This is a genomic window from Streptomyces sp. NPDC048288, from assembly GCF_043201555.1.
Taxonomy (GTDB): Bacteria; Actinomycetota; Actinomycetes; order Streptomycetales; family Streptomycetaceae; genus Streptomyces.
This window is the reverse complement of the sequence record NZ_JBICZD010000005.1, coordinates 378,705-391,294: the sequence shown is the minus strand read 5'-3', so window position 1 is coordinate 391,294 and position 12,590 is coordinate 378,705. Positions and strand designations below refer to the sequence as shown.

The following is a 12,590-nucleotide window of genomic DNA, read 5'->3' as shown; positions in this document are numbered from 1 at the left end:
CCTCACAGGGGTGAGCGGGCGACCGTCATGACGTAGGCCCCGAACAGCAGCGAGACCGCGGTGAGGGCGCCGACGACGAGGACCGCCTGGGCCGGCCGCGCCCGGCGGCTCCTGACCAGGGCCCGGGCCAGCGGGATCAGCAGGGGGAAGGCGGGGAGCAGGAAGCGCGGCTTGGAGGAGAAGTCGCCCGAGCCGCCCATGACGACCAGGACCAGGACACCCGCGAAGACCACCAGGACCAGCGGGGCCCGGTCCAGGCACAGCAGGCAGAAGAGCAGGACGCCCGCCGCGACGATCGCCAGGTCCACGGTGTAGACGAAGGCGCCGCCGTGCAGGAGCAGCCCCTTGAGGAAACGCAGGGACCCGGCGCCGAAGTCGAAGCGGGAGCTCCAGGCGCGCTGCACCTCGAAGTAGCCGCCGAGCAGGTCCCCGGTGCGCTGCCCCACCCACAGGACGTAGCCGAGCCAGCCGAGCGGGGCCAGCAGGCACCCCGCCCACAGTCCCACGGGGACGCGGCCCCGTCGTCGTACCGCTTCGTACCCGCCCGCGACCACGACGGCCGCCGCGACCGCGAAGCCGCTCGGGCGGGACAGGCCGGCCAGGGCGGCCAGGGAACCGGCCCACAGCCAGCGGCCCTTGAGCACGCAGTACAGGGACCAGGCGGCGAGGGCGGAGAAGAGGGACTCGGTGTAGCCGATGGTGAGTTCGACCGACTGGGGCAGGACCGCCCACAGCACGACCAGCGCGGTGGCGACGGCGCCCCCGTACAGGTGGGCGCCGACCCGGTGGATGCCCCAGGCCGCCACCACGGCGGCGGCCGCGGCGACCAGGAAGGCGGCCTGGCCGGGGGTGAGGGGCAGCACGGTCGTCACGACCCGGACGAGTCCGGGGTAGAGCGGGAAGAACGCCCAGTCGGTCTGTACGGCTCCCTGGCGGGTGATCTCGATGAGGTGCCCGTAGCCGTGGGCGGCGATGTGCTGGTACCAGCGGGCGTCCCAGGCGTGCGCCAGGTCCCTGACCAGGGGGCGTCCGGTGAAGTGGTTCGCCGCGACGACGGCGGCGACTCCGGCGAGCCGGACGGCCGTGAAGAGCGCCAGGGCGCGCGCCGGGCCGGACGGGGTGCGGCGGAGGGCCGGGGGGTGGGCGGGACCGAGCTGCTCGGCGGATCCGGGCCGCCGGACGGATGACGTGCTCACGCTCCGACGATCGGCAGCGGCCCGCGGCGGCGCAACGCGTCACGGAGGTTTCTTACGGTCTTCCGCACCCGTTCAGACCTGGGCGACCCGCATCACACGGAGACCCCCTTGATCGATCATTCACCTGTCGGTTTACCATATGAGCGCCACCCAGCTCGATCGAGAGATGCAGGTCTGTGACTGTCAACGAGGACTCGTTCACCAACTGGAAGAACCGTGAGGAGATCGCGGAGTCGATGATCCCGATCATCGGGAAGCTGCACCGGGAGCGGGACGTGACGGTCCTCCTCCACAGCCGCTCCCTGGTGAACAAGTCGGTGGTCAGCATCCTCAAGACCCACCGTTTCGCCCGCCAGATCGACGGCGCCGAGCTCTCGGTCACCGAGACGATGCCCTTCCTCCAGGCGCTCACCACGCTGGACCTCGGCCCGTCCCAGATCGACATCGGCATGCTCGCGGCCACCCACAAGGCCGACGACCGGGGTCTGAGCGTCGAGGCGTTCACCGCGGAGGCGGTCGCCGGGGCCACCGGCGCCAACAAGATCGAGCAGCGGGAGCCGCGGGACGTCGTCCTGTACGGCTTCGGCCGCATCGGCCGCCTGGTCGCCCGGCTGCTCATCGAGAAGTCCGGCTCCGGCAACGGCCTGCGGCTGCGCGCCATCGTGGTGCGCGGGGCCGGCGGCGAGGACATCGTCAAGCGCGCCTCGCTGCTGCGCCGGGACTCCATCCACGGCCAGTTCCAGGGCACGATCACCGTGGACGAGGAGAACAGCACGATCCTCGCCAACGGCAACGAGATCAAGGTGATCTACGCCGACGACCCGTCCGCCGTGGACTACACCGAGTACGGCATCCGGGACGCCATCCTCATCGACAACACGGGCAAGTGGCGGGACCGCGAGGGCCTGTCCAAGCACCTGCGCCCCGGTATCGAGAAGGTCGTGCTGACCGCACCGGGCAAGGGCGACGTCCCGAACATCGTGCACGGCGTCAACCACGACACCGTCAAGCCGGACGAGCAGATCCTGTCCTGCGCGTCCTGCACCACCAACGCGATCGTGCCGCCGCTGAAGGCGATGGCCGACGAGTACGGGGTGCTGCGCGGGCACGTGGAGACGGTGCACTCGTTCACCAACGACCAGAACCTGCTGGACAATTACCACAAGTCGGAGCGTCGCGGCCGGTCCGCGCCGCTCAACATGGTCATCACCGAGACGGGTGCCGCCTCCGCCGTCGCGAAGGCACTGCCCGACCTGAAGGCGCGGATCACCGGCAGCTCGATCCGGGTCCCGGTGCCGGACGTGTCGATCGCGATCCTCAACCTGCAGCTGGCCCGCGAAGCCTCCCGCGAGGAGGTCCTCGACTACCTCCGCGAGGTGTCGCTGACCTCGCCGCTCAAGCGCCAGATCGACTTCATCACCGCCCCGGACGCGGTCTCCAGCGACTTCATCGGCTCGCGCCACGCGTCGATCGTCGACGCCGGCGCGCTGAAGGTGGAGGGCGACAACGCGATCCTCTACCTCTGGTACGACAACGAGTTCGGCTACTCCTGCCAGGTGGTCCGGGTCGTCCAGCACGTCTCGGGCGTGGAGTACCCGACGTTCCCCTCCCCGGCGGTCTGACCCTCCCCGCCTCCGACGGCCCGGCCCCCTGCGCCCGCAGGGGGCCGGGCCGTCCGCGCTCTTGACGCGGCCACGGTCCGATGGCAGTTTTTTATCGATACAACCGGAGTCGCGAACGTCGTTCTGTATACCGAACAACAGGTCTGGACAGGAGTACCCGCGTGCCCACCGCCACCGCGATCATCAACCTCGACATCGAGGGCCCGACGATCAGCCGCCATCTCTACGGCCACTTCGCCGAGCATCTCGGCCACTGCGTCTACGGCGGCTTCTGGGTCGGCGAGGACTCCCCGATCCCGAACGAGGGCGGTATCCGCCTCGACGTCGTGGCCGCCCTGCGCGCCCTGGACATCCCGAACCTCCGCTGGCCGGGCGGCTGTTTCGCCGACGAGTACCACTGGCGGGACGGCATCGGACCGCGCGAGCAGCGGCCCCGGATGGTCAACACCCACTGGGGCAACGTGGAGGAGAACAACCACTTCGGCACCCACGAGTTCATGGCCCTGTGCGAACTCCTCGGCGCCGAGCCCTACATCAGCGGCAACGTCGGCTCCGGGACCGTCCGCGAGATGAGCGAGTGGGTGGAGTACCTCACCCGGGACGGCGACAGCCCGATGGTGCGGCTGCGCAAGGAGAACGGGCGCGAGGAGCCCTGGCGGGTGAAGTACTGGGGCATCGGCAACGAGACCTGGGGCTGCGGCGGCAACATGCGCGCCGAGTACTCCGCCGACCTGGCCCGCCAGTACGCCACCTACTGCCGGGACCACGGCGACAACAAGCTCTACCGGATCGCCTCGGGCGCCTCGGACGCCGACTACAAGTGGACCGAGACCCTGATGCAGCAGATCAGCTGCTTCGGCTGCGAGGCCACCCCGAAGAACTTCTTCCAGGGCCTCTCGGTGCACTACTACACCCTCGCGGGCCCCTGGGAGGCCAAGGGCAGCGCCACGGAGTTCGACACCGAGGACTACTACCGCACGATGCTCTCGGCCGCCCGCATCGACCGCATCCTCACCGGCCACTCCACCGTCATGGACGTCTACGACCCGGGCCGCACGGTCGGCCTCGTCCTGGACGAGTGGGGCACCTGGTGGGACGTGGAGCCCGGCACGAACCCCGGCTTCCTCTTCCAGCAGAACACCCTGCGCGACGCGCTGGTGGCGAGCACCCACTTCGACATCTTCCACAAGCACGCCGCCCGGCTGCACATGGCCAACATCGCCCAGACCGTCAACGTCCTCCAGGCGATGATCCTCACCGACGGCGACGCACTCGTCCTGACCCCGACCTACCACGTCTTCGAGATGAACAAGGGCCACCAGGACGCCACCTCGCTCACCGTGCACCTCAACGGCGAGGGCGCCCGGCGCCGGGCCGGGGACGGGGAGCTGCAGACGCTGTCCGCCTCCGCCAGCGTCAAGGACGGCCAGGTGCTCGTCTCGGTGAGCAACCTGGACGCCGAGGAACCCGCCGAGGTCACCCTCGACCTGCGCGGCGGCACCCTCGGCGCGCCGACCGCGCGCATCCTCACGGCCGACAAGCTCCAGGCCCACAACACCCCCGAGGCGTCGACGACGGTCGCGCCGCGCCCCTTCGACGGCCTGTCGGTGACCCCCGGCGGACTGCGGCTCGCCCTCCCGCCGCACTCGTTCGTCACCGTCCAGGCCCCCCTGAACCAGCGCTGACCGGAAGGAGTGCGCACATGACCCGATCCTCGCGTCCGCTGCCCGCCCGCCGGCTGCGCCCGCCGATGGGCTGGAACAGCTGGGACTGCTACGGCACCACCGTCACCGAGGACGAGGTCCTCGCCAACGCGGAGTTCATGCGCGAGCACCTGCTCCCGCACGGCTGGGACACCGTCGTGGTGGACATCCAGTGGTACGAACCCACCGCGCGCTCCCACGGCTACAACCCGGACGCGCCGCTCGTCCTGGACGGCCACGGCCGCCAGCTCCCGGCGCCCAACAGGTTCCCCTCCGCCACGGCCGGGGCCGGGTTCGGGCCGCTGGCCGCGCGGGTGCACGCCATGGGCCTGCGGTTCGGGCTGCACATCATGCGCGGCATCCCCCGGCGGGCCGTGACGGCCCGACTGCCCGTGCTCGGCACGGAGTTCACCGCCGCCCAGGTCGCCGACACCGACTCCGTCTGCCCCTGGAACTCCGACAACTACGGCCTGAACCACGACCATCCCGGCGCCCAGGCGTACTACGACGCGCAGGTCGCCCAGTTCGCCGCCTGGGGCGTGGACTTCGTCAAGGCCGACGACATGCTCTTCCCGTACCACGAGCGGGAGATCGCCGCCTACGCACGGGCGATCGAGCGCAGCGGGCGCCCGATCGAGCTGAGCCTCTCCCCCGGCACCGACATGTCGGTCGCCCGCCTGGACCATCTGCGGGAGCACGCCACCATGTGGCGGGTCTGCGACGACCTGTGGGACCGCTGGGAGGACGTCGAGGCGCAGTTCGCGCGCATGGCCCGCTGGGCCCCCTGGCAGGACGGCCCCGGCTGGGCGGACGCCGACATGCTGCCGCTGGGCCACATCGGCATCCGCGCGGAGCGGGGCACGGACCGCCAGTGTGCCCTCACCCCTGCCGAGCAGACCAGCCTCCTCACCCTCTGGCTGATCTCCCGCTCGCCGCTGATGATGGGCGGCGACCTGCCCACCTCCCCGCCCGAGACCATCGCCCTGCTCAGCAACGACGAGGCGCTCGACGTCCTGTGGCACAGCACCGGCAACCGGGAGGTGCTGCGCGAGCGGGACCTGGTGCTGTGGACCGCCCGGGACACCGACGGGCACGCCCGGTACGCGGCGGTGTTCTCGCTCGCGGACCAGGCGCGCCGCTTCGAGGTGCCGCTGGGGTCGATCGGAGCCCTGCCCGGCGACCGGGTCCGGGAGCTGTGGACCCACGCCGACACCGCCCACGACGGCCGGCGGCTGATCGTCGAACTGCCCCCGCACGGCGCCGCCCTCTATCGTCTTGCGGAGGAGAGCGGGGAGGACAGCGGACGGGAGTGAGCGTGGCGACGATCCAGGACGTGGCGAAGGCGGCCGGGGTGTCGGCGATGACCGTCTCCAACGTGATCAACGGCCACCCCAACGTCCGCCCGGCCACCCGGGACCGCGTCCTGGCGGCCATCACCCGGCTCGACTACCGGGTCAACGTCGCCGCCCGCAACCTGCGCAAGGGCCGTACCGGGACCATCGGTCTGGCGGTCCCCGAGATCAACCGCCCGTACTACGGCCGGCTGGCCGCCTCGATCATCGCGGCGGCCGCCCGGCACGGCCTCCGGGTGAGCATCGAGCAGACAGGTGCCCGCCGCGAGAGCGAGCTGGCGGCTCTGTCGCTGTCCCGCAACCGGCTCTACGACGGCCTCATCCTCGCCACCGTGGGGATGGGGCCGGCCGATGCCGAGGCGCTGGAGGTCGACCATCCGGTGGTGATCCTGGGCGAGCGGATCTTCGGCGGTCCCGTCGACCATGTCGCCATGCCGAACGAGGCCGCGTCGGAGGCGGCCACCCGTCATCTCGTCGAGCGGGGCTGCCGGCGCGTCGCGATCGTGTGCGGGCGGCTCGGCGGCGACGCCGATGTGTCGACCCTGCGGCACACCGGGTATCTGCGGGCGCTGGCGGCCGCGGGCCTGCCGGCGGATCCGGAGCTGGTGGTGACCGCCGAGTCGCTCACCATGCAGGGGGGCGCCCGTGCCCTCCGGGCAAGGCTCGCGGACGGTCTCGACGCCGACGGGGTGTTCTGTGTGACGGACTCGGTGGCCATGGGAGTGCTGCGCGCGCTCGCCGACGCCGGGATCCGGGTGCCGGAGCAGGTCAGGGTGATCGGCTTCGACAACGTCGACGAGAGCGCGTATCTCGTCCCCTCCCTCTCCACCGTCGACCCGGACCACGATCTGATGGCCGAACGCGCGGTCGCCCTGCTGGCGGCGCGCATCGACGGGGCCGGGCCCGGGCCGGAGCGGGAGGAGTTCACCGGTCCCTTCCGCCTCGTGGTGCGGGAGTCGACGGGCGGCTGAACCGATCGGCCGCCCGGGCCACCGGCCGGACGGTCCAGCCGGGGTTCATGACCGACACGCGATCACGCGTGCGACATCAGACGAGGTGGCCGAAGACCACCAGGTTCTCCGTGTAGTCCTTGACGTCGTGGTCGTAGTCGCCGGCGCAGGTGATCAGCCGGACCTCGGGACGGCGGGTGTCCGCGTAGACGCGTTCGCTCGGGAAGTCGTCCTTCGCGAAGGTGTCGGCGCTGTCGACGACGAAGTGGGCGTCGGTGCCGTCGGCCCGGCTCACCGTGAAGCGGTCGCCGGGTTCGAGTTCGTCCAGCCGGACGAAGACGGCCGCCGAGATCTTGGTGTCGACATGGCCCGCGATGATCGCGGTGCCCGCCTCACCGGGAGCCGGGCCCCCGGAGTACCAGCCGACGAGGTTGATGTCGTCGGACGGCGGGGGCTGGAGCTGGCCCGCCGGGCCGAGGGTGAGCTCGGTGAACGGGGCGTCCACGGAGATCTTCGGGATCACCAGACGCGTCGGAGCGGACCGGGACAGCGCCGTGGCGGTCCCGCGGACACCGGACGAGGGGGCCGCGTCCGCGCTCTCGGTGGGCGCGGTGCCCGAGCCGTCGGAGGCCTTGCCGTGTCCGCCGAACAGCGCCACGGCCAGCAGCAGCACGGCCACGGCCCACACGGGCAGCCGTCCGCCGCGCCGCGGGCCGTCCGGTTCCCCGGCGTTCGGGTCCTCGGGAGGCGGGCCGACGGGGTGCGGGGGGTCGGCGTGCGGGGCGCCGGGGCGCGGGGAGGAGGCGCCAGCTGCCATCGGGGGTCACCTTTCTGGGCACGGCAGCGGGATGGTCGGCAACGGGGGTCGCGGTGCCGTCGGCGTGTCGGACGTCGGCGGCACCGCGGCCCCCGGCTGCGTATGCCCATCAGGACACGGAGCCCGGGACTCTCCTGCGCCGCAGCGCGTAGGCGCCGGTGGCCGCTACGCCGAGGACGGCCAGCCCGCCGGCCGTGACCCCGGGCGTGGCGAGGCCGCCGCCGCCGGTGTGCATGCCGCCGTGCGGCTTGCCGCTCTCCTCGTCGTCACCCCAGGAGCCGCCCTGGTCGTCGCCCTTGTCCCCCTTACCGCTCTGGTCTCCCTTACCGCTCTGGTCCCCCTTGCCGCTCTGGTCTCCCTTGCCCCCCTGGTCCTCCTTGCCTCCCTGGTTTCCCTTGCCTCCCTGGCCCTCGTCCTCCTGGTCCTTGTAGGTGTCGGGGTCGAACTTGCTGTCGCTGCTGCTGTAGGAAGAGTCGTCACGGCCTCCGTCGTCCCAGTCACTCGCGACCGCGGCCTGGGCCGCGGGTGCGGCGAACGCGAGGGCGGCGGTGGCGGCCGTCGTCGCGAGGATCATGCGGGCAGAACGCATCTCGATGTCCTTCCGCCGTGGCCGGGCGCCGATACTCCATCAGCTGTAACGACCCGGCTCCGACATGAACCACCGTCAGCCAGGCCCCCGCCCGGCACCATCCCGGCCGCCCATCCGGGGTGGCGACACGCCCAACACCGCCCGGCTGGGTCAATCCTCCGGGCGGGCACACCGCCATTCGGGCACGAACGGGCCCGCCGTCGGAGTGTCCGCGGACGACGGGCCCGCCGCCGTGTCAGTAGCCGACGTAGAAGGTGGCGTCGGCCTGTTCCGTGCTCGTGGAGATGGGGTCGATCCGCAGGACGTAGTTGGAGTGGCGGATGTAGCGGGTCGGGTAGTTGTACGACCGGAACGAGGACCACGAGGAGTCGGCGAGGCCGGCCGTCCGGTAGAACGTGGCGTCCTGCGCGAAGGACGTGGTGCTGTCGTTGACGTCGAGCTGCAGCTGGTAGTTGTAGTGGCGCAGATAGCGGGTCGGGTAGTTGACCGACTGGAAGGACACGCCGCCGCTGTCGGCGAGGCCCGGGACCAGCTTCCACAGGCCGTCGGTGTACGGGTCGAAGGCGTACTCGTCGATCCGGCCGACGAAGTTGCTGTGCCGGACGTACCGGGCCGGGTAGTTGTAGGACTTCAGCCGGTTCCAGGTGGGGGTGGACCACTGGGTGACGAGGTTGGTGTACTCGGTCGAGGTGATCGGCTGGATGCCGCAGTGCTTGGAGTTGAGCGGCTGCGTGTAGGTCTTCTGGTCGAGGGCCGTCCAGGTGCCGGCCGACAGGGCCGAGGTCTGCCAGGCGTAGAAGACGCCGTTGGGGTCCCAGGTGTCGCCCCACAGGTACCAGGTGGAGCTGGACGTGAGGGACTTGACCAGCGTCGGGGCCTCGGTTCCGTTGTGCGAGACGGCCGTGCTGAACTCGGTGAAGCTGCCCGGGTCCAGTGAGGTGGAGCGGGCGCCGACGAGCGTGGAGTTCTTCTTGAAGTACAGGTAGTTGACGCCGCTGACGCCGACCGCCAGGTCGCCGTCGATGACGTCGTAGCCGGGGTCGAAGAAGACCTGGGGGTCGCCGGCGGTGACGAAGTCACTCGTGTAGTTGATCATGATGACGTTGTGGCCGCTGCTGTTGACCGCGGAGTAGATGACGCCGTACTGACCGCGGCCCGCGTCCCAGAACGCCTCCGGCGCCCAGCTGTGGGTGTCCATGTCGTGCAGCTTCATCCGCCGGTAGCCGGTGAAGCTGCGCAGGTCGGTGGAGTCCCAGATGTGGATGTACTGGCTGACGTAGGTCCAGTCGGTGCCGTTCAGGTCGGTGGCGAGCACCACGAAGGTGCCGTCCTGCTTGCGCAGGATGAACGGGTCGCGCAGGCCGAGGGAGCCGGCCGTGGGGGTGGCGACGGGGTCGTTCTGGTTGAGCGGGGTCCACTGGAGGCCGTCGGTGCTGACGGCCAGGTGCAGGCCGTAGTTGGCGGCCAGCATGTCCGGGGACTCGGTGAAGTAGCACATCACGTAGGCCGAGTTGGTGGCGGCCTGTGCGCTTCCGGCGCCGAGGGCCAGGGCACCGGTGGCGGCGAGGGGGACGGTCGCGGTCAGGCCGAGGAAGTGGCGGCGCGACAGGGGGGTGCCGTTCATGTGCGCTCCAGACAGGGGGGATTGTCCGAAATATCGGACGCGGTTCGGAAAACCGATCAGAAACTAGAGGGACGCGTGGGGCGCGTCAATCCTTGCGTAACAAGGGAGTTACTCGGATTTCCCACGCTCCACCGCGAGCGTCAGGGTCGCCGGACGCAGTCCGGGGGCCGTCGCTGTGAGCCTCATGTGACCTGGCTGTTCACCGGGGCGCAGGACGGCCAGCGCCCGGCCGTGCCAGGTGTGGTGGCGCGGCCGCCGGAAGCTGTCCACGTTGTGCGGGTTGCCGTTGGCGACCCCGGCCAGCTCACCGGCGCCCCCGACCTCGAATCCGGCCTGGACCGTCGCGTCGGGGACGAGCCGGCCGTGCGCGTCGACGACCTCGACGAGGACATGGGCCAGGTCGTCGCGCCCCGTGGTCAGGGACCGTACGTCGGGGACGAGGCGCAGGGCCGCCGGGGCCCCGACCGTGCGCAGGGCCGTCCGGCCGATCTCCCTGCCGTCGCGGAACGCCACGGCCGTCAGCTCGCCCGGCCGGTAGGGAACGGTGAGGGTGGCCATGGCGCGTTCGGGAGCCGCCCGGCCGACCTCCTCGCCGTCGAGCAGGAGCCGGACGCCGTCACCGGGCGTGTAGACGTGCACGGTCATCGGGTGGCCGAGGTCCACGTCCCAGGTCCAGCTCGTGAGTTCGTCGAAGTAGCCCCACCAGACGGCGACCTGCTCGGTGCCGGGCGGCGTCGGGCGTTCCACCAGGATCTCCACCGGGCTGCGGCCGGTGAGCGCGGCCCGCCAGTGGTTCTGCGGCTTGCGCTGCCCGATGAGGTCCAGGTCGCCGCAGTTGCCCTGGAAGCAGGGGTACGGATAGCCGAATCCGCCCCAGGAGTGGTGCAGGGTACGGGCCAGGGACCAGCCCGGCATGACACTCTGGTCGCCGATCGAGGCGGCCGTGCCCTCTGGAGCCATCGGCGTCTTGCCGATGCCGGACTCGCCGAGGTAGTCCCAGGCGGCCCACACCCAGTTGCCGACGGCCCAGGCGTTCTCCTCCACGAACCTGGTGTCCTGGTAGATGGTGGCCGGGAAGCCCTCGCTCTGGGTCATCGCCCGCCCGGGGTGGGCGTCGTGCATCGGGCCGTACGTCTTGCCGTTGGCGTTGTAGTGGACGTCCCCGACGTCCACATAGCTCCAGGACGGGTCGTCGGCGCCGAAGGTGGAGCCGCCGCCGAGGGTGAGGGGGCGGGTCGGGTCCAGGGCGCGGACGGCGGCGGCCAGTTGGGCGCCCCGCCGGCCGTTCGTCGTGTCGGTGATCTCGTTGCCCAGGGACCAGATCACCACGCTGGGGTGGTTGCGGTCGCGCAGGACGGTGGCGGTCAGGTCGCGCTCCCACCACTCGGCGAAGTGCAGCGCGTAGTCGTCCGGGTTCTTCCCGGTGTCCCAGACGTCGAAGAACTCGTCCATCACCAGCATGCCGAGCCGGTCGCAGGCGTCGAGAAGGGCGGGGGTCGGCGGGTTGTGGGCGGTGCGCAGGGCGTTGAAGCCCGCCGCCTTGAGGAGTTCGACCCGGCGCTCCTCGGAACGGTCGAGGGCGACGGCGCCCAGCGGCCCGTGGTCGTGGTGGACACAGCCGCCGGTGATCTTGACGGTCTCGCCGTTCAGCCGGAAGCCGACCTCGCCGTTCCAGAGCAGGGATCGGATGCCGAAGGCCGTGCTGACGGTGTCGACGACCCGGCCGCCGACCAGCACCTCGGCGCGGGCGGTGTAGAGGTGGGGCGAGTCCGGGGACCACAGCGCGGCGGAGCGGACGGGCAGGTCGAGGGCGGCCCGGCCGGTGGCGCCGGTGGCCGTGCGCCGGGTCGCGACCGGGTCGCCGTGCAGGTCGAGGACGGTGACGCGCACGTCCGCCGGAGCACCCTCGACGGCCACCTCCACACGCACCGTCGAGCGCCGGGCACCGACCTCGGGGGTGGTGACCTGGACGCCCCACAGGGGGATGCGGACCGGGCCGGTCACGGTGAGCCAGGTGTGGCGGTAGATGCCCGAGCCCGAGTACCAGCGGCTGTTGCGGCCGCTGTTGTCGACCCGGACGGCCAGCAGGTTGGGTCCCGTGCGGTCGAGGTGCGGGCCCAGGTCGTACGCGAAGGAGGTGTAGCCGTAGGGGTGGAACCCGAGGTGGACGCCGTTGAGCCAGACGTCGGCGTTCTGGTAGACGCCGTCGAAGCGCAACTCCGCGTGTTCCGCGTCGAGTTCGAAGTGCTTGCGGTACCAGCCGATACCGCCGACGGTGTAGCCGGTCGAGCCGCCGTTCTGGCTGCGCGCGGTGTCGAACGGACCGATCTCCTGCGGGGCCGGGGGCTGGTCCGGGTCCGGGTCCTTCAGGACGAGCAGCGAGGGGTCGCTGGTGGCGGCGCCGTCCGTGGAGCCGGCGTAGGGCAGGTCCTCGATGCTCCAGTCGTGCGGGAGGTCCAGCGTGCGCCAGGCGGTGTCGTCGTACGACGGCTGCTGCACGCCGTCGGCGTCGCCGCGCAGGAAGAGCCAGTCGGCGTCGAAGGACCGCTCGCGCGGCACCCGGGCAGCGGTGGCCGTCGCCCGCGTCGCCGGCAGGCCGGCCTCCAGGGCCGCCGCCGTCGCCGCGGCCAGCCCGAGGGCCTGACGTCGGGTCACTCCGCCGGTGTGCTGTTCGCTCATCGTCGACTCTCCGTCTCCTGAGAGGAATTCAGCAAAGGACTTGTTCCTGCAAGTAATA

General features: G+C 71.3%; 9 protein-coding genes. 4 read left to right on the top strand and 5 right to left on the bottom strand.

What is annotated here, in order from left to right:
* Positions 1-2 precede the first annotated feature (2 nt).
* Positions 3-1,196, bottom strand: coding sequence for a hypothetical protein (locus ACGFZS_RS20525; protein ID WP_393796297.1), 1,194 nt, complete (start codon positions 1,194-1,196; stop codon positions 3-5).
* Between the two features lie 176 nt (positions 1,197-1,372).
* Between ACGFZS_RS20525 and ACGFZS_RS20520 the strand changes: the two genes are divergently transcribed.
* The 4 genes from ACGFZS_RS20520 to ACGFZS_RS20505 all read left to right on the top strand — a co-directional run bounded on the left by ACGFZS_RS20520 (position 1,373) and on the right by ACGFZS_RS20505 (position 6,844).
* Entirely contained in the window at positions 1,373-2,818 is a 1,446-nt protein-coding gene (locus ACGFZS_RS20520) for a glyceraldehyde-3-phosphate dehydrogenase (RefSeq protein WP_355722058.1), read from the top strand.
* A 161-nt stretch (positions 2,819-2,979) separates the two neighbouring features.
* Positions 2,980-4,503 (top strand): alpha-N-arabinofuranosidase, encoded by a 1,524-nt coding sequence (locus tag ACGFZS_RS20515; RefSeq protein WP_393796296.1) that lies wholly within the window; start codon positions 2,980-2,982, stop codon positions 4,501-4,503.
* 17 nt (positions 4,504-4,520) lie between these two features.
* Positions 4,521-5,834 carry a glycoside hydrolase family 27 protein gene (locus ACGFZS_RS20510; protein ID WP_393796295.1) on the top strand — a complete coding sequence of 438 codons (1,314 nt, stop codon included), beginning with the start codon at positions 4,521-4,523 and terminating at the stop codon, positions 5,832-5,834.
* Positions 5,835-5,836: 2 nt separating this feature from the next.
* Positions 5,837-6,844 (top strand): LacI family DNA-binding transcriptional regulator, encoded by a 1,008-nt coding sequence (locus tag ACGFZS_RS20505; protein WP_393796294.1) that lies wholly within the window; start codon positions 5,837-5,839, stop codon positions 6,842-6,844.
* A 76-nt stretch (positions 6,845-6,920) separates the two neighbouring features.
* Here ACGFZS_RS20505 and ACGFZS_RS20500 read toward each other — a convergent pair whose 3' ends face one another.
* From ACGFZS_RS20500 to ACGFZS_RS20485, 4 genes are all read right to left on the bottom strand, one after another.
* Positions 6,921-7,640 carry a class F sortase gene (locus tag ACGFZS_RS20500; RefSeq protein ID WP_393796293.1) on the bottom strand — a complete coding sequence of 240 codons (720 nt, stop codon included), beginning with the start codon at positions 7,638-7,640 and terminating at the stop codon, positions 6,921-6,923.
* 109 nt (positions 7,641-7,749) lie between these two features.
* Entirely contained in the window at positions 7,750-8,229 is a 480-nt protein-coding gene (locus tag ACGFZS_RS20495) for a hypothetical protein (protein ID WP_393796292.1), read from the bottom strand.
* 235 nt (positions 8,230-8,464) lie between these two features.
* Positions 8,465-9,853, bottom strand: a complete 1,389-nt coding sequence (locus tag ACGFZS_RS20490) for a glycoside hydrolase family 43 protein (RefSeq protein ID WP_393796291.1) — start codon at positions 9,851-9,853, stop codon at positions 8,465-8,467.
* A 108-nt stretch (positions 9,854-9,961) separates the two neighbouring features.
* Complete coding sequence (locus tag ACGFZS_RS20485; RefSeq protein WP_393796290.1) at positions 9,962-12,532, bottom strand: glycoside hydrolase family 2 TIM barrel-domain containing protein; 2,571 nt, start codon at positions 12,530-12,532, stop codon at positions 9,962-9,964.
* Positions 12,533-12,590 lie beyond the last annotated feature (58 nt).

Excerpts from the sequence above, each read along its gene's own strand:
- ACGFZS_RS20510 (WP_393796295.1), top strand. The coding sequence starts at position 4,521 with ATGACCCGATCCTCGCGTCCGCTGCCCGCCCGCCGGCTGCGCCCGCCG.
- ACGFZS_RS20500 (WP_393796293.1), bottom strand. The coding sequence starts at position 7,640 with ATGGCAGCTGGCGCCTCCTCCCCGCGCCCCGGCGCCCCGCACGCCGAC.
- ACGFZS_RS20495 (WP_393796292.1), bottom strand. The coding sequence starts at position 8,229 with ATGCGTTCTGCCCGCATGATCCTCGCGACGACGGCCGCCACCGCCGCC.
- ACGFZS_RS20490 (WP_393796291.1), bottom strand. The coding sequence starts at position 9,853 with ATGAACGGCACCCCCCTGTCGCGCCGCCACTTCCTCGGCCTGACCGCG.
- ACGFZS_RS20485 (WP_393796290.1), bottom strand. The coding sequence starts at position 12,532 with ATGAGCGAACAGCACACCGGCGGAGTGACCCGACGTCAGGCCCTCGGG.